This is a genomic window from Turicibacter sp. St.80E1 (assembly GCF_059728495.1).
The window spans coordinates 2,270,168-2,287,338 of sequence record NZ_AP039386.1; the positions used below are offsets into that span (position 1 = coordinate 2,270,168).

Genomic DNA, 17,171 nt, shown 5'->3' on the forward strand with positions numbered 1-17,171 from the left:
TCTTAAATAAATTTTTCAATACGTGAAACGACAGTTTCTTTTCCAAGTAAAGCTAACGCTTTTGGTAAATCTGGTCCATGCATTTGACCTGTTGTCGCAATTCGACAAGGCATAAACAACATTTTTCCTTTTGCTCCACTTGCTTTCCCAGCAGCTTTAACAGAAGCTTGGATCCCTTCTGCTGTAAAGTCCTCTAAAGATTCTAATTGATCTTTGAAAGCCTTTAATGTTGCTGAAATACCTTCTTGATTAATGAATGCTTGTGCTTCTTCATCTAATGTTAATTCTTCTGAGAAAAATTCATCGTATAAATCAACGATTTCTGCACCATATGATAAACGGTCATGGAATAACGAAACTAATTCTACCGCCCATTGGTGTGTACGCCCTTCTAAGATTCCCGCTTCTACTAAGTGAGGCATACAAAGTTCAAGTAATTCTTCAGCGTCTAACGCTTTAATATAGCGATTATTAATGTAAGCTAATTTAGCTTTATCAAACGTTGAAGGTGATTTAGATAAACGATTTTCATCGAATAATTCCACTAATTGTTCATGTGATAAAATTTCTTCTTCAATTCCTGGAGACCATCCTAATAAGGCGATAAAGTTAAATAAGGCTTCTGGTAAATATCCCATGTTCGCATATTGTTCGATAAATTGCACCGTATCTTTGTCACGTTTCGATAACTTTTTCCCGTGTTCGTTTACAATTAACGTCATATGTGCAAATGTTGGGACATCCCATCCAAACGCACGATAAATCATCATTTGTTTTGGCGTATTTGTAATGTGTTCTTCTCCACGGAAAACGTGAGTAATTTTCATTAAGTGATCGTCCACTACAACCGCAAAGTTATACGTTGGAATTCCATTACTCTTCATGATGACCCAATCACCAAAATCTGATGAGTTAAATGTAATTTCTCCACGAACGATGTCATTGAATGTATAAACTTCATTTTCTGGAACTTTAATACGAACAACATATTCCCCACGTGCTTCTAACTGTGCACGTTCCTCAGCTGTCGCATTTAAACAACGACGTGAGTAATGAATATTATCATGCCCATGAGTTGACATAGCCTCGCGTTCAGCTTCAAGTTCCTCACTTGTACAGTAGCATTTATAAGCTAATCCTTTTTCAATTAACTCGTCTACATATTTACGGTAAATATCTAAACGCTCTAATTGGCGGTAAGGCCCGTAGTCTCCACCAACATCAAATGACTCATCCCATTCAATACCTAGCCAACGTAAATAGTTCATTTGCGATTCTTCTCCGCCTTCTACATTACGCTCAACATCAGTATCCTCAATACGTAAAATAAAGTCACCACCATGGTGCTTTGCAAATAAATAATTATATAATGCTGTTCTAGCATTTCCGATATGTAAAAATCCTGTTGGACTTGGTGCATAACGAACACGAACTGTCATAATCTTGCCTCCTAATTAAAATACTACTTTATTCTTTTCATATTATATACGATTGAAACAAAATATTAAATATTTTCACCGAAAAAAGCACGAGTCCCGATTAAGAAAATTCCCTCACCACCTTCCCCCACTGATTGGAAAGACCTAAATCCCGCTAAAACGACAAAGTCTTCATAACAAAAGGAAGCTTTCTAAGAGGCTCTCCCCCCCTTTTTCTCCTGTTCGGTTGCTTGTGGATAAGTTCTTTCCTCGTAACAGGAGAATCATTATTTACAATCTGGGGGGATATACCCTATTATTTTAAATTTAAAATTTTTATCTCATTATCTTATGGAATCACCCCTATTAGGAAGTCTATTACTTGATCATGTTCTATCTCTACTAAATTTGGGACATCGGAATTAGAAACATAGCCTAGACGATAAAAAGACAATAACCGGTTAAAAAAGATTCTTTTCAAATCAAATATCAGTCATGTAACTAGTCTGACTTTAAACATCAGACATACTGATGCTAACCATTAATGAGGACCCATTCAAAAAAGTAGTCACTAACCTCGATAGCCAAAATATCGCTCACCGTTAAGGGCCTAAATAGTCGTGTTTAGACAGCCTACTTCCTCATTTAATAGCGTTCCCCGTGGCATCATAAAACATTGGACAAATCCAATATTATTATAGTAAACTTTACGTGATGAGGGGGGCTGTAAGATGAGTGAGTATAGGACCATTCAGATTAAACGAATGTTTACTTATGATGGAATAAAAAAGAAGATTTTTGAAATTAATATGAATTCTTTAGCCAAAGACGGTTGGGAACTGTTTGAAATAGATTTATTTAATCATCAATTGTATTTAAAGAAAACTCGTTCAAATATCATCTATGAATATAAATTAATTCATATCAAAAATTTATTTACCCTAAATTTTTTACCTCTACTATTAAAAAAACTCTATAAAAGAGAGGAAACATTAACTAATTTCGAAAACACGATGAATTCATTAGCTAAGGAAGGTTGGGAACTATTTAAATGCTATAAATGGGTGAGTTTATTTATTTTACGTCGTCCACTAACTAAGGAACTCTAGCGATAGAAAAAGCCAGAGTTATCTTGCAACGTCATCCATTTATTCATTTACCGACGCTCGTCTAATAAAGCATTTTCTGCAAGGCTACCCTTCCCGATTAACGGCTAGTCTCCTAAAAGGAAAAATATTTACTTTTAAATCTTTTATTTTTATAATAAAATTAACCCTATTTGGAATTAATTTTATAAAAAGTATATAGTTGGTGGTAGATTAAAAAAAAAGAAAGAAGAATATTTTTTTAAAATTTTTAATATTAGTAAAATTAAATATGATAAGGATTATTTTATTTTACTAACTATATTTTTAATTTCACTTTATGGAATACCTATAAAAACTATGGGGTTTTATAATTTTAATATTAATGATATGAGGGTAATAAAAAGCTTAAGTATTGTTACGATTATTTCTGGCTGTTTATTATATGTATTATTTTGTCCAAAGAGTTTTGAAGGGAGAGAAAAAAATAAAAAAAGGTAAGCAGTATAACTGGGCGAGTTTATTTATTTTACGTCGTCCACTGACTAAGGAGCTCTAGCAATAAAAAAAGCCGAAGTTATCTTGCAACGTCATCCATTAATTCATTTACCGACGCTCGTCTAATAAATCATTTTCTGCAAGGTTATCCTTCCTGATTAACGGCTAGTATCCTCAGTGGATAACTGCCACTTTGTTCAAGCGACTTATATTTGTCACCTTTGATAACTACTAACGTTATTCCCATTCTAACGGGGACCCCTTAAAAGAGAGTTACAAATTCTAATAAAAAAGTGATTTTCCGTAACTGGAAAATCACTTTTTTATTTCAACTTTATTTACAAGGCATTCTTTTTAAAGAGTAGAACCACGCATTCTGACGCAATTCCTTCTTCACGACCGACAAAGCCTAACTTTTCGCCACGTGTGGCTTTAATGTTAACCTGCTCCATCGTCGCCCCTAAATCGGCGGCAATATTTGCACGCATCGCATCAATATGGGGACGCATCTTCGGACGCTCAGCATAAATTGTTGCATCTAAGTTTCCAAGCACATATCCCGCTTCATCTAACATTTCCTTAGCCCCACGCAACAAAATGCGAGAATCTACCCCTTTATATTTAGGATCTGTATCAGGAAAATGAGTTCCGATATCGCCTTTAGCTAATGCCCCAATAATAGCCTCCGTCACCGCATGACATAAGACATCCGCATCACTATGACCGAGCAACCCTTTCGAATGCTCTATCTCTACCCCACCTAAAATTAACTTTCGCCCTTCAACCAGTTGATGAATATCCGTTGAATGTCCAATTCGAATCATACTTATCTTCCTTTCCAACTAACTAAAATCAATCTCAAATAAGTCGTCAAAATCAAGAATCCCCTGCGACCTCTCTTCAATCAAGTCAAATAACTCCCCTTCCGAAACCCCTTGCTTCAAAAACGGATTCGTATAAATACTCCCAACAAAGACCGCACTTCCCACTATTATAGCAACAACACGCGAAACTATTAAATACCTTTCAATTCCTTTTTTCCTACCCCGTTCTCTTTTTTCCCGATTCCAAACTAACCACCCAACATATCCTGAAGCAATTGCTAAATTAAAGGCCACGATGGCGGCGAAAAAGAGAGCAATCATTAATCCCAACGAGATTAGTGAGATAAAAAAGCCTCCGATCACTAAACGAAGCATCATAAGAAATGACCAGCAAGCAATAAAAAGACAAATCCCCATCACCGCAATCCCAAACAATTGTTTACCGCGATTCGTTTCCCGAGAGGGACCTTTCCAAACATTTACCTCTTCTTCTAACGCCTCATCCACGATAAACGACTCAAGAACTTCTTTGGCTACCTGCTTTGGAGAACCAATTTCAGATAAAATATCTGATTCCTTTATCCCACAAGACACCATCTCATTTATTTGTTCCCGGTAACTTTCTAAAATGGCCTCCCGATCCTCAGGAGAAATGCGTTGTAAATCCCCGGCGAGTTCCTCTAACCACTGATTCAAAATCTCCATCTTTTAGTCTCCCTCCTCTAATAATCGTTGCACGGATTCCACCATCTGATTCCATTCCTTTAAAAGAGTCGTTAAATAGACCTCTCCCTCAACCGTCATCGAATAATATTTTCGCGTCGGTCCCTCTGACGACGCCTTATTGTACGTCTGCAAATACCCTTCCTTTGTTAAACGACGAAGAAGTGGATAAATCGTACTTTCAGTCACTTCAATATATAAAGAAACTTGTTGTACCATCTCATACCCGTATAAATCACGACGCTTAATTAATCGTAAAACACATAATTCTAAAACACCTTTTTTATATTGTGCATTCATATCTTTCCTTCTATAACAATCCTGTTACATTAAACCTCCCTCTTCACGACGCTGCCACCCGTTGAAAACTCGACCTTAGTCTATTTTGTACTCGCCCGAAGCACTTGGCCATCTACTGCACTAATCTCATATTCGTACTCTATCCCATTCGCTATAACATTTACTTCATAAATGGGAGTTCCGTCGTCAGTATCTAAAGAAATTTCCGTTACAACTCCGCCTTGAACCTGGGCACTCGCCATTGACTTCGCCTGTTCGACATCAATTGTTAACGCCTGTTGATTAGGGGCAATCACCTGATTAATTAATTCTTTTTCTTGATGAATGACATGACCATCTCGTGCATCAATTTCATATTCATACGTATATGTTTCATCAACCACTGTTACCTCATAACTCGCATGATGGTCTTCTTTCTCTAACTGAACGCGAACAATCGTTCCATTTCCTAACGTTTCGACAATCTCACGTACTCGTGGCTCTTCTAAGAGTGGAGCTTCCGAATAATTTTTTGTCTGGTGCTTTAAAACACTTCCGTCAATCGCACTAATTTCAACTTCGTGTTCAACCCCATCATTCACAATTTTAAATTCATAATGTGGCAACTTATCGTCATGATCATAGGAGAAATCAATAATGCTCCCGCTTCCTACTTCCTGAAGCGCTAGCTCCTTTGCCTGAGCCTCGGTCATCGTAGAGAGCGATGATTGCTCCTGATTAAGATCACCTGGTGACTTCGAACACCCCAATAAAAGGGCACCCATCACAACCATTGAACATAAAGAGACCTTGTTCATTTCTAAAACCTCCTCATTTATTGATGAAAAGAAACATCTTCTTATCTACTGTGTAAAGCATAATAGAGTATACCATTAACTACTATACATTGTCCAGTAGTGTAAAAAAAGTCATTTATCAAATTCTTTAATCCTTATTCCGATCATTACTAACTAACTTTCTAGAATAATGAGGTTAAAAAACCGTACACTCACTTAAAATTTATCGCTACCTCTAAATATCGTACCCTTTTCTCCCTTTTCTCATACGGTGAAACAAACCCTATTCCCAAGTAAAATAGATTTTCACCTGGCTTGCTTACCTTCCGTAATCCTCTTCTAAAAAAGGGCGATAATTTCATCAACCATTCAGCCCTAACGTTTAAATTCGCCCTGAAACAGGCCACCAAAGATAGAAATCAAAAAAATTTATAAATCTATTCATTTTAGTGAATAACTTTTACTTATTTTACCATAACAAATATGTAAGTGATAAACTTACATCCCCCCCTAAAATTTTTTCACATATTACTCTCCCAAAACTTTTATATATTTAAAAAAACGTTCATTCCCCCATGAACGTTTTTTTAGTTTTCGAATCAACAACTGAGGTCATGTCTTCCTATCTAAAATAGGACTCACCCTTTTTCAATGATTGAATACACCAACTCCACCTAATTAAAAGGGAGATCGCCGAACATATGATCGGTGACCTCCCTTTTAAATTGCGCCTATAACATTTCTTACCACGCTAAACCCTCAAAACTACCAAATAGATCACAACGACTTGACTGAAAAATTTAATAGCCTCTTAATAATTCATACGGTAAGTTATACTTTTGTGACAATTTCTTTATTTCTTTATTTGCCTTTGAATATTCAGCTTTATCTTTTAGTAAAACATCCCCTTCTAATTGAGCATACGTTATCTTTTTTCGTAAATCCTCATCTATTTTATCACTCATTTCTTTAAACGAAGGAACTAAAATTCTAGTATCTAAAGAATATTCATTCCAATCTTGGTTAATGACTTCATCATCTTCTAAAAATCCTTGGACAACCCCTGTCCATTCCTCAGAAAAATATAATAAAGGAATTTCGTCACCTATGTCATAATATTCTTTAAACTCACTTCCTAAAATTAAGGGCAGTTTTTTTTCAGTTAAACTATAATCCGTCCCTGCAAATTCATTCCCCTCGCTTAACGATAAATCATATAAATCCCATGCATCCTGATCCATAGAAATACAATTAATCGGCGTAATTAATAATTCTTTATTATTCACATGAACGGTTTGATTTTTTAAATCAGCCCCATATTCATATCCATTTACTAATTGATTTGGCTTATCCCATTCCCCAATAAACTCTACAACATTAGGTAAAAATTCAATAAATGTAAATTTCTCACTTTCCTTTAATTCTTGCTTAAAGTTATTTAATCTTTCTAAAATATTATCTTGATCTAATAATTGGCCTAGCGAATCATTTTGAATATTTTGTAAATCAGCTAGATGAAAATATTGTTGTTCAAAATCGTTTTTTTCTTGATACATCATAAAAAGACTCACACAAGATAATACACTAATGATAATAAAGATTACTATAACCTTCATCCGTTCTTTCATTACAAATTCCTCCTATAAAAAAACAACAATATAAATTTATATTGTTGTTTTTTTTTTTGATTATTTTACAGCCCAATATACATGTGGAGTTCCAGCTGTTGGAGTAGTTCCAGTTGTTGCCCAAACTTCTCCTGTTCCCCATGCAGAAGCTGAAACTAATGTGTTAGTAACAAACAATACTTTCTTTTCTAAAGTTACAGTCGTTTTATGATATAAAGCATTTCCTGTTGTACTTTCAACAACATTGGTTGCTCCCTTAGCATAATACTGACCCGTACTATGATTTACATAACGTGAAACACCACTACTGAGTAATTTAGCAACTCTTGATTGTGGAGCCTCTCCATTATAAATAGCAGTATCATACTCTACTAAATCTAGTCCGAACCCTGGAAGTGGCTCTTGTGGTTCAATTCGATCTAGTGTACTTGCTGAAGCAAATAAGTTACCCCCCTGAAAATACACCGAATAAAGATAATGCTAATAATCCTTTTTTAAAATCCATCATTTCTACATCTCCTTTTCTCCAAATATAAACAACTTGATTGTAACTCCCCCCCCCCGTGTTGAAAAAGCAAGAAATACGAACACCAAAAGGTTAAATTTACATTTTCTATTAAAAAATTCCTTATACATTTGATGATAGCGTTACCCAACGTTTCCAATCTTTTTAGGATGAGTTTGATTATTTCCCTAAAGAGATTCTAGTCTTCCATTCACTTCACGAGTGCACCCTTCACCTAAGGTTCGCGCCACACTTTAGATAATAACTATTCTTTACAAATCAACTAAGCTTTTTTTTACCACAATCCATACATAAAAATGAGAAGGTAATCTTTTTTCTTTTATCGTTATCACATGACTGAAAATATTTCTTGTGGATAACTTTATCCTTAACTTTCTAGATGAAGAAGTTGCTCAGCTAATACTAAATCTTCTGGCGTTGTTAATTTGATATTCGTGTATGAGCCCTTCACAATGTGCACCGGCGTATCTGTAAATTTCTCAATTAAACTCGCCTCGTCTGTTCCTAAGAAATGATGTTGTCTTGCCCCTAAATGAGCCTGCTTCAAGACCGAAGTCGGTGCTGCTTGAGGGGTTTGTACGCTATACATTTCATCACGACGAGGGGTTTCAACGACGACTCCGTCAATCACCCGCTTCATCGTGTCTTTTACGGGAACCGCAACAATCGCTGCCTTTTCCTCTTGCGCCAATGACACACATTCCGCGATCATCTGTGAGGTAACAAACGGACGGGCCCCGTCATGCACAAGCACCACCTCTTCACGAACAACTTGAAGCCCATGATAAACACTGTATTGACGTTCACTCCCACCACTCACTAATTCAATCCGATCATCGTTAATCTGTGCCTTATCTAATAATTGTTCCATCATTTGATGTTCTAACTCATTGACTACTAAAATAAGTTGTCCACAGTTTATATCTTTTAAGAATTTTTTGATGGTATGAACAACGACTGGTTGTCCTTTTAGCGAATGTAACATTTTATTATAGCCTAGTCCCATGCGACTCCCAATTCCTGCTGCTAAAATAATGACACTATACATCGACTCACTCCTCTTATGAAAGAAGCTCCCATTTAGTTGATGGGAGCTCTTTTTTTATCATAACCAATTTTTATAAAATAATCTCTTTAATTTGTTCATCTTTACGATCTAAATAATGCACGGATTGAATGCGACGAACGGTACGTGATTTCCCACGAATTAATAATGTTTCAGTCGTCGCCATTCCATCTTCACATACAATTCCATCTAATAAATCACCTTTTGTGATTCCCGTTGCAGAGAACATGACGTTATCACTTTTAGCCATATCTTCTAATTTTAAAATTTGACCAGGTTCAACTCCCATTTCTTTACAACGACGCGCTTCATCTTCACTCATACGAATGTTTTCTTCCGTTTCACCTTTTACATCTTTGCGTAAAACTAAACGTCCTTGCATATCTCCATCTAAAGCGCGAATAACAGCAGCAGATACAACACCTTCTGGCGCCCCACCAATTCCATAAACCATATCCACTTCACTAAATGGCATACACGTTAGAATAGAGGCTGCAACATCTCCGTCTGGAATTGCGAATACACGCACACCCAACTGTTGCATTTGTTTAATTTGTTCATCATGGCGTGGTTTGGCAAGTGTCATCACCGTAAATGCAGATAACGGTTTATTAACTGCTTTTGCGACACGCTTAATATTTTCTTCTAAAGATAAGTCCAGGTCAATAACACCTTTGGCTTTTGGACCGACAATTAACTTTTCCATATACATATCTGGCGCCTTTAAAAATGAACCCTTTTCTCCAACGGCAAGGGTTGTCATCGCATTGGCCTGCCCCATCGCCGTCATGCGTGTTCCTTCAATTGGATCAACAGCAATATCTACATCATCACCAAATCCTGTTCCAACTCGCTCCCCAATATATAACATTGGAGCCTCATCAATTTCACCCTCACCAATCACAATCTCACCACGAATATTAATTTCATTTAATACATGACGCATCGCAAGAACGGCAGCACCATCCGCCTCATTCTTATCTCCACGACCTAACCATTTATACCCTGCTAAAGCCGCTGCCTCTGTCGCACGGGAAAACTCAATTGCCAACTCACGTCTCATGTGTAACCCTCCTAAAAGTTAAAATTCCTCTTTCATTATATCAAAAAATGTTAAACTATGTTTTATTTTCTCATCATTCTCCCCATAAAAAAATTGCCCATTAATCGTTTGACCTTACTCCTAGCGAAAGATTCCTCTAGGGATTTCCACTTTTAAACGACGTGACCAGCCAATCATCAAAAAGTTCCCTCTTATTTCAAACACTTGACTAATAAAGGAATCATTATCTTTACATCCCCCGACTACAGGCTCTATAAAATCAACCGAATAATATATCCGTGTATAAAAAAATCACCTGTTCCCACAAGGGAAGAGGTGACTCGTTTTACGATTGGGCCCGAACTAAAGCCTCAAAACTGACATCTAACCATTCCGAATACTTTTCATCCTCTAATTTTCCCATTTCAAGGTAATGATAGGCATCGACAATGGCCTCATGGGGATTGTTTTGAGGAGTCTTGATTAAATGATTCTTTTGTTGCTCATATAAATCAATATAATGTTCCTTAATGTCTTTTCTTCGAATTGGAAATAACCACTTATTTCCTAGATAGGCAATGACAGCACCTACTACAATATAAAACAAGCGATTACCAATAACAATTGAACCTGTTGCGGTTAAAAGAGCCCCTCCTAATGCCTGGATCGTAATAAAAATCATTTTAAAATCATAACGGTTCATATACATTCCGATATAAGAAGAGAGTAAGACGATAATCATTTGTTGAGATTCCTCTTTAAAAATCGTAATCAAAGCAACAAAAATAGTCGCTCCAACGCCTGTTCCAATTAAACGTTCAATTGTTTTCTTGTGACTAGATTCAGCATCCGGTTGAACAAGTGCTGCAATTGTAAAACATAACCAACGCCCATAACTTAATCCGAATAATTGACTAATAAACAAACATACCGATAATAAAATCGATAATCTCATCGCAAACTTAAATGCATAAGATTCGCGATCTATTGGTTTAAGAAACTGCTCCCATAATGTACGTTGATCATGTGAATACTCGTCTCGCTCCGCTGTCTGTAAAACAAGTAGCACCTGTTTTAACTCTTTCACAGACGTCGCGCCTTGATCAAACATCGATACACCTGAGTAAGCATGATGCCCACCTCGATGTTCTTTAACAAACACAATTAAGTCTTCTATCGTCTCATCATCGATTAATCCAGCCTCGTAATCTTTAGCGACCTCGTCTAATAAATAATACATTTTTTCATAAGCGACCATATGAGTAACCTGTTCTACGCCTTCTTTATTAAACGATCCATTTGTTCCAAAACGCTCATAAATCGCCTTCATAAATCGTCCCATACTCGCTTTTAAAGCATGAACTTCTTCCTCGCATGAACCGGAATCTTTCGCCAACAGGCGCTCAAGACGATGAATTAATTGGTTAAGAACTTGATCCAATCGCGAATTTAAAACTTTATCGTACGTTTTATGATTAAATAACCATTGCAATCCAACGATTAAAAAGGCCCCTCCTATTAAAGCAATCAAACGACCTGGCAAATCAGTCGGTGCAGAGGGTGAAAGAAAGATCAAGAATAAATACCCTAAAATAAAGGGGAAGTGATAAGGTTTTTTATTTCCCTCAACCATCACATACGTTGCATAAAAAATAAAACCGAAATTAAGAATTAACCCCAAAATAGGATTTAATAAACTTAAATAACTAAAGATCCCCATTGCAAGTAGAAAACATAATAATCGAATCACCAAAAGGCCCAAGTTATACGTTAAATCTTTCTCACAAATACCAAGTCCGATAATTAAAACCGTAATTCCAACCATTTTGTTAGAAACACCGAATACATTTTGAAAAAAAGAAATAAACAGCAGCATAAAGATAAACATCAATGTATTTACAATGATCTTCTGCTTCATTTTCTCACCCCTCTAAAAAATTAATATTAAATACCTTACCAAAGAATGATAATTTTGTCAAATTAAATCCAGATTGCCAAAAGTCCCTCTAATCGGCTAATTCGCTTGATTGAGAAAGTGACTCACATATATTTTAACCAACTCAAAATGTATAGACAGGCGATTATCTACCTTGCATCGCCTAATCATTTGTACTAAAAACAAATACGCCTAATGTTTCTGTTTATACGTTATCTCTATCTATTAAATGAAAACGAATCTAAATGGAAAATTTTATTATTTATTGGTTGTAAATGCCTGGTGTGAGTAGTATAATTTCTCAATGTAAAACCTAAGGGGGGAATAGTAAAAATGTTATCTTATGAATTTCTATTTGACATTGCTTTAATTTTAATGAGTACAAAATTACTCGGACTCTTAACCAAACAAATTAAATTACCACAAGTGGTGGGTGCCTTATTAGCTGGTTTATTACTTGGACCTGCTTGCCTAAATATTCTACACGAGACAGACTTCATCATCCAACTCGCTGAACTAGGGGTCATTGTGTTAATGTTTACTGCTGGACTCGAAACGGATATTAATGAGCTAAAAAAATCAGGAAAAGCTTCTCTGATTATCGCTATTTTAGGAATGATTATTCCATTAGCAGGGGGATTTATACTTGCATCGATCTTTAACAAAGGGGGAATTTCTGATGCGAGCGCACTTCCTTTCTTACAAAATATCTTTATTGGGATTATTTTAACGGCAACTTCTGTTAGTATCACGGTAGAAACATTAAAAGAACTAGGAAAATTAAGCACTCGAGCTGGAAATGCGATTTTAGGTGCTGCAATCATCGATGATATTTTAGGTGTTATCGCCTTAACAGTTGTAACAAGTGCCACAGACCCAAATGTAAGCATTGCGGTTGTCTTAATAAAAATCGTCCTATTCTTTATCGTTGGGGGATTAGCAGGATTTTTATTTTCGAAATTTATGGAAACTTCAATGCGACGCAGTAAAATGGATCTCCGACGTTTTGTTATCCTATCTTTCGTTTTCTGTTTAATATTATCTTACTGTGCAGAACATTTCTTTGGTGTTGCAGACATTACGGGTGCGTTTATGGCAGGTTTATTTTTATCTAATGCGCCTCGTAAACACTACATCATGAATCGCTTTGAAACGACGGCTTACATGTTATTATCCCCTATCTTTTTTGCAAGTATCGGGATTAAAGTTGTGATCCCAGAAATGACACCGGCCCTCATCACGTTCTCAATCGCCTTAGTCATCATCGCTATTTTAACAAAAGTCCTAGGATGTGCACTGGGTGCTAAGATGTGTAAATACTCTACAACAGAGGCTATCCAAATTGGAACAGGAATGGTCTCACGAGGAGAAGTGGCTCTAATTGTAGCTAGTAAAGGTGCCTCACTTGGACTCATGGGATCCATATTCTTTGGCCCTATCGTTATTATGGTTGTTATCACAACCGTCATTACCCCAATTTTATTAAAAATTGTATTTTCTAATAAAGAACAGGAAACAAACTGTGTGCCTGTCTATAAAAAAACAACGGCTTAATCACCAATGAAAAAAACAACGTTTAATCGGCGATAACATTTAATCATAAAAAAAGTAATCTGAATGAAAGATTACTTTTTTTGTGCAAACGATAAAATGGATAATTAAACGCCCCCTGATCCTAGTAAAACTATCACCAAAGGAAAACTATTTTTTAGTCGCGTTCATACCACTCGTCTGTGGCATTCCTCCCCTCTCTTTCTTCCCCGTTAATAACTCTCTATCTATTGATACGAACATGAACTTCTTGTCATTAATAATAAAAGCCGTTCGTTTTTGAACACCATCCACTTGAAGTTGGCGACTCTAATTTTGTATAATTAGACAAGACACAATTGTCCCCTCATTAACACTATCATTTACAACACGAACCTGATGTTAAAACGGATGCGTTTCATTTCCTTTTTTAAACCGACACTTCTTTGTACCCATCTCCCACACATAAACAAAAAACCTTCGCTCGCATGGAACGAAGGTTTTCTTATCTATTTTGCATTCTCTTTAACAACAAAAGAAAGAATCATGCCACGATTAAAATAAAGGGCATCTTCTGAAATCTTATTCAATAAATCAGTTTTCAGAAGATCATTTTTCACGAGCTCGTCTTCATCGCTCTCCACTTTTAAAACAATATGGAATGTATCCTCCTCGAAAGATACCTCTTCCATCTCATACCCGTTTTTTACAAGATAGCTTTCCACATTTTTTATTTGCTTATTCACTAACCATGAATAGCCCCCGATTGACACTCCCATTAAAATAAATAGACTTATGGTTACTCCCACTACTTTCTTCATTCTCATCCCCCTTTTTTGTTACTTGATTACCTATTATTACACATTATCCCTTAATATGCAAGTTTTTGTAAAAGCGTTATAGATGTTGCTAAAAAGGAGACTTCAGTTGAAGTCTCCCCTTTTTTTTCTTATTCATCAGATGATAAGGAATATCCAAATAAATACACATCCTCTGCCTGATTAGAGTCTTCCCCCGACTCCGTGCTTTCCTTAAAAGAAAAAACATTATTAAAGGCAGTCATCCCGCTTCCAACGCTAAATCTTCGCGTCTCTTTATACGTCACTTGACAGTCCTCATTGATATTAGGAACCGTTGTTAACGTTTCATACACTAACTGGCCATTAGCATCTAATCCCTTGCGCACAATTTCTGTTGTCGCCTCATAATTCACGTTCTGATAAACAAACGATTCCGTCCACTGATTTCCAACCTCAAGAGGCGCCTTTAACACCACCTTATTTGGAATAATCGAACTCAATAAATTATCCTGCCGTAACACACTATAACGATCTTGATTTTTTACATGCTCAATCACTTCTTGATCGTTCACTTCATAAGTCAATAAAAAGGAACGACTCTCACTTTGGCCATATCCATCTCGCATATTCCCTTTAAACTCGATAACAGTTGCACCTTCTGATTCAGAAATGGAACTTAATGTTTGTGTATGACCATACTCACCCTGTCCACTGAATCGCTGTAAATACCCAACCTGTGTTGGAAATAACTCAATCAATGAATCAATTCGCATCTCCTCATCTAAAACATAACGGTGCTCAATCACCTCATATGAATGGGCAACCGCCTGTTGTGGATAACTATTTGATTCCATTTTCTTCACTTGAACACGAATCATCATTCCCGGTTGGGCACCCGAAATATTCTTCACTCGAACCAACTCGTACGCCCCATCTAACCACGATTTTTCATCCATTTCTAAATCCTCAATCGTCAAATCCGAACGCTTAGACATCAAAACCTCCGATTCCCCCGTCGCTAGAACCATGCCTTCTAGACTGAATGAATCTCCCCGCTTATTCAAAAAAAGACTACCGAGCAAAACAATCGCAACAACCCCGACAATAAAAAACCCCTTCTTCATCTCTTACCACCCTTTCAAAAAATCCATCTGCTTCTCCATCTGATAGGTTCTGAACTAATCCACGTCAACTTTCTACTCCGTCATTATTACTAACATATGCCCCTCCATCCGCAAACTTTCCTCATAACATTCGCCTATTCCCTCTCTATTTCGCCACCTCCGTCTTTGTGATAACTAAGAATTTAGGATTTGTTAGCATCCAGACATATTCTTTACACAAAAAAAGACGGTGAGTTTTACCCACCGTCACCCGCTATTAAATTCATCATCATCGCGATTGAAGACTCCCCATCGCCTTCATCACCTGTCTCTTTCATTTATTTCCCATTCCCTCTATCCATTTAAAATTTTAAATCCTCCTTAAACATCGCCTTCAATGCTTCCGCAATCGTATCCACTCCTACAACCTCAATTCCTGATGGCACCTTCCAACCACTCATATTTTTCTTAGGAATAATAGCACGAGTAAATCCTAACTTTTTCGCCTCTTTCACGCGCTCTTCAATGCGTGAAACACGGCGGATTTCTCCCGTTAATCCAACCTCTCCCATATAAACATCACCGCTCGGTGTCATCTTATCCTTATAACTTGATACAATACTTGCGACAATCGCTAAATCCACTGCCGGTTCATCCACTTTTACCCCACCTGTGACCTTTACATACGTGTCTTGATTTTGCAGGAAAAAGCCCATGCGCTTTTCAAGAACCGCCAAAATTAAAGAGACACGATTATAATCAACCCCAGATGCCATTCGCTTCGGATTCCCAAACGACGTCGGCGTTAACAACGATTGAATCTCGACAAGAATCGGACGCGTCCCCTCAATGGATGCCATAATAGCCGTCCCTGGTAATCCCTTCGTGCGATCCTCTAAGAAAACCTCCGATGCATTCGTCACCTCATCAAGGCCCTCTTCTTTCATATCAAAAATTCCAATTTCATTCGTTGAACCAAAACGATTTTTAACGGCGCGTAAAATACGATACGTATGATGCCTTTCCCCTTCAAAATATAACACCGTATCCACCATATGTTCAAGTAAACGAGGCCCCGCAATATTCCCATCTTTCGTCACATGGCCCACAATAAAAATAGAAATCCCCCCTATCTTCGCAATCCTCATTAACTGCGCCGTACACTCGCGAACTTGTGACACACTCCCAGGGGCTGAAGTGACCTCAGGCATATGAATCGTTTGAATCGAGTCAATAATAACAAATTCCGGTTTTAACTGCTGAATTTGACGATCAATTAACGTCAAATCGGTCTCAGCATAAATGTAGAGATGATCACTTGTAACCCCTAGACGTTCGGCACGCAACTTAATTTGACGCGCAGACTCCTCTCCTGAAACATATAACACTTGAACACCTTTATGCGCCAAATCTTGAGCCGTTTGTAAAAGAAGCGTTGATTTTCCAATCCCCGGTTCTCCACCACAAAGAACTAATGAGCCTCGAACAATTCCTCCACCTAATACACGATTTAATTCGCTCATCGACGTGTGAATACGAGACTCCTCTTTCGTTTCAATCTCATGTAAACGTTGAGGCTTTGCCATACTTTCACTTGCCACAAATCCGCGGCGTTGCTCCGCCTTCGTTGGCTTCAATTCCTCCACCATCGTATTCCATTCACCACAACCGGGACATCTACCGACCCACTTTAAACTTTCCATTCCACACTGTTGACAAAAAAATGATGTTTTCGCCTTTGCTCTTGCCATACTGACCCTCCTTACAAATCGTTACCATTTCTATCTAAACCAAAAATATAGTTCACTTTTTTCAAATTGCCCAAACCATTTAAACATGGGACAGTTCCCGTCTGACCATTGTCTATCCAAATATTTTACCCAATCAACCCCTTATCCCAACTAATATCCCTCTCC

General features: G+C 37.1%; 15 protein-coding genes. 2 read left to right on the plus strand and 13 right to left on the minus strand.

Going from position 1 to position 17,171, the window contains the following annotated elements; translation table 11 throughout:
* Window positions 1-2: 2 nt before the first annotated feature.
* Window positions 3-1,439: a glutamate--tRNA ligase gene (gene gltX / locus AC6I0I_RS10930; protein ID WP_262953624.1), complete on the minus strand. Its 1,437-nt coding sequence runs from the start codon at window positions 1,437-1,439 to the stop codon at window positions 3-5.
* 710 nt (window positions 1,440-2,149) lie between these two features.
* Between gltX and AC6I0I_RS10935 the strand changes: the two genes are divergently transcribed.
* Window positions 2,150-2,527 carry a hypothetical protein gene (locus tag AC6I0I_RS10935; RefSeq protein ID WP_262953623.1) on the plus strand — a complete coding sequence of 126 codons (378 nt, stop codon included), beginning with the start codon at window positions 2,150-2,152 and terminating at the stop codon, window positions 2,525-2,527.
* An 812-nt stretch (window positions 2,528-3,339) separates the two neighbouring features.
* Here the strand turns inward: AC6I0I_RS10935 and ispF are convergent.
* From ispF to AC6I0I_RS10980, 9 genes are all read right to left on the minus strand, one after another.
* Window positions 3,340-3,825 carry a 2-C-methyl-D-erythritol 2,4-cyclodiphosphate synthase gene (gene ispF, locus AC6I0I_RS10940; protein WP_161831798.1) on the minus strand — a complete coding sequence of 162 codons (486 nt, stop codon included), beginning with the start codon at window positions 3,823-3,825 and terminating at the stop codon, window positions 3,340-3,342.
* A gap of 18 nt (window positions 3,826-3,843) precedes the next feature.
* Window positions 3,844-4,530 carry a DUF1700 domain-containing protein gene (locus AC6I0I_RS10945; RefSeq protein ID WP_262950116.1) on the minus strand — a complete coding sequence of 229 codons (687 nt, stop codon included), beginning with the start codon at window positions 4,528-4,530 and terminating at the stop codon, window positions 3,844-3,846.
* A gap of 3 nt (window positions 4,531-4,533) precedes the next feature.
* On the minus strand, window positions 4,534-4,848 hold the full coding sequence (locus AC6I0I_RS10950; protein WP_161831800.1) for a PadR family transcriptional regulator: 315 nt from the start codon (window positions 4,846-4,848) through the stop codon (window positions 4,534-4,536).
* Between the two features lie 80 nt (window positions 4,849-4,928).
* Window positions 4,929-5,645: a PepSY domain-containing protein gene (locus AC6I0I_RS10955; RefSeq protein WP_161831801.1), complete on the minus strand. Its 717-nt coding sequence runs from the start codon at window positions 5,643-5,645 to the stop codon at window positions 4,929-4,931.
* A 779-nt stretch (window positions 5,646-6,424) separates the two neighbouring features.
* Window positions 6,425-7,252, minus strand: a complete 828-nt coding sequence (locus AC6I0I_RS10960; protein ID WP_262950118.1) for a hypothetical protein — start codon at window positions 7,250-7,252, stop codon at window positions 6,425-6,427.
* Window positions 7,253-7,312: 60 nt separating this feature from the next.
* On the minus strand, window positions 7,313-7,717 hold the full coding sequence (locus AC6I0I_RS10965; RefSeq protein WP_262950119.1) for a hypothetical protein: 405 nt from the start codon (window positions 7,715-7,717) through the stop codon (window positions 7,313-7,315).
* A 428-nt stretch (window positions 7,718-8,145) separates the two neighbouring features.
* Window positions 8,146-8,826: a 2-C-methyl-D-erythritol 4-phosphate cytidylyltransferase gene (gene ispD, locus AC6I0I_RS10970; RefSeq protein WP_161832631.1), complete on the minus strand. Its 681-nt coding sequence runs from the start codon at window positions 8,824-8,826 to the stop codon at window positions 8,146-8,148.
* Between the two features lie 70 nt (window positions 8,827-8,896).
* Window positions 8,897-9,907: a class II fructose-bisphosphatase gene (gene glpX / locus AC6I0I_RS10975; protein WP_161832630.1), complete on the minus strand. Its 1,011-nt coding sequence runs from the start codon at window positions 9,905-9,907 to the stop codon at window positions 8,897-8,899.
* A 325-nt stretch (window positions 9,908-10,232) separates the two neighbouring features.
* On the minus strand, window positions 10,233-11,804 hold the full coding sequence (locus AC6I0I_RS10980; RefSeq protein ID WP_161832629.1) for an FUSC family protein: 1,572 nt from the start codon (window positions 11,802-11,804) through the stop codon (window positions 10,233-10,235).
* Between the two features lie 351 nt (window positions 11,805-12,155).
* Here AC6I0I_RS10980 and AC6I0I_RS10985 point away from each other — a divergent pair, with 351 nt between their 5' ends.
* Window positions 12,156-13,376 carry a cation:proton antiporter gene (locus AC6I0I_RS10985; protein WP_161832628.1) on the plus strand — a complete coding sequence of 407 codons (1,221 nt, stop codon included), beginning with the start codon at window positions 12,156-12,158 and terminating at the stop codon, window positions 13,374-13,376.
* Window positions 13,377-13,861: 485 nt separating this feature from the next.
* Here AC6I0I_RS10985 and AC6I0I_RS10990 read toward each other — a convergent pair whose 3' ends face one another.
* The 3 genes from AC6I0I_RS10990 to radA form a co-directional block, all read right to left on the minus strand.
* Window positions 13,862-14,173: a hypothetical protein gene (locus AC6I0I_RS10990; protein ID WP_262950121.1), complete on the minus strand. Its 312-nt coding sequence runs from the start codon at window positions 14,171-14,173 to the stop codon at window positions 13,862-13,864.
* Between the two features lie 128 nt (window positions 14,174-14,301).
* Window positions 14,302-15,276 (minus strand): DUF3221 domain-containing protein, encoded by a 975-nt coding sequence (locus tag AC6I0I_RS10995; RefSeq protein ID WP_161832626.1) that lies wholly within the window; start codon window positions 15,274-15,276, stop codon window positions 14,302-14,304.
* 341 nt (window positions 15,277-15,617) lie between these two features.
* Entirely contained in the window at window positions 15,618-17,006 is a 1,389-nt protein-coding gene (gene radA / locus AC6I0I_RS11000; protein WP_262950124.1) for a DNA repair protein RadA, read from the minus strand.
* Between the last annotated feature and the right edge of the window lie 165 nt (window positions 17,007-17,171).

Excerpts from the sequence above, each read along its gene's own strand:
- gltX (WP_262953624.1), bottom strand. The coding sequence starts at position 1,439 with ATGACAGTTCGTGTTCGTTATGCACCAAGTCCAACAGGATTTTTACAT.
- AC6I0I_RS10935 (WP_262953623.1), top strand. The coding sequence starts at position 2,150 with ATGAGTGAGTATAGGACCATTCAGATTAAACGAATGTTTACTTATGAT.
- ispF (WP_161831798.1), bottom strand. The coding sequence starts at position 3,825 with ATGATTCGAATTGGACATTCAACGGATATTCATCAACTGGTTGAAGGG.
- AC6I0I_RS10945 (WP_262950116.1), bottom strand. The coding sequence starts at position 4,530 with ATGGAGATTTTGAATCAGTGGTTAGAGGAACTCGCCGGGGATTTACAA.
- AC6I0I_RS10950 (WP_161831800.1), bottom strand. The coding sequence starts at position 4,848 with ATGAATGCACAATATAAAAAAGGTGTTTTAGAATTATGTGTTTTACGA.
- AC6I0I_RS10955 (WP_161831801.1), bottom strand. The coding sequence starts at position 5,645 with ATGAACAAGGTCTCTTTATGTTCAATGGTTGTGATGGGTGCCCTTTTA.
- AC6I0I_RS10960 (WP_262950118.1), bottom strand. The coding sequence starts at position 7,252 with ATGAAAGAACGGATGAAGGTTATAGTAATCTTTATTATCATTAGTGTA.
- ispD (WP_161832631.1), bottom strand. The coding sequence starts at position 8,826 with ATGTATAGTGTCATTATTTTAGCAGCAGGAATTGGGAGTCGCATGGGA.
- glpX (WP_161832630.1), bottom strand. The coding sequence starts at position 9,907 with ATGAGACGTGAGTTGGCAATTGAGTTTTCCCGTGCGACAGAGGCAGCG.
- AC6I0I_RS10980 (WP_161832629.1), bottom strand. The coding sequence starts at position 11,804 with ATGAAGCAGAAGATCATTGTAAATACATTGATGTTTATCTTTATGCTG.
- AC6I0I_RS10985 (WP_161832628.1), top strand. The coding sequence starts at position 12,156 with ATGTTATCTTATGAATTTCTATTTGACATTGCTTTAATTTTAATGAGT.
- AC6I0I_RS10990 (WP_262950121.1), bottom strand. The coding sequence starts at position 14,173 with ATGAAGAAAGTAGTGGGAGTAACCATAAGTCTATTTATTTTAATGGGA.
- AC6I0I_RS10995 (WP_161832626.1), bottom strand. The coding sequence starts at position 15,276 with ATGAAGAAGGGGTTTTTTATTGTCGGGGTTGTTGCGATTGTTTTGCTC.
- radA (WP_262950124.1), bottom strand. The coding sequence starts at position 17,006 with ATGGCAAGAGCAAAGGCGAAAACATCATTTTTTTGTCAACAGTGTGGA.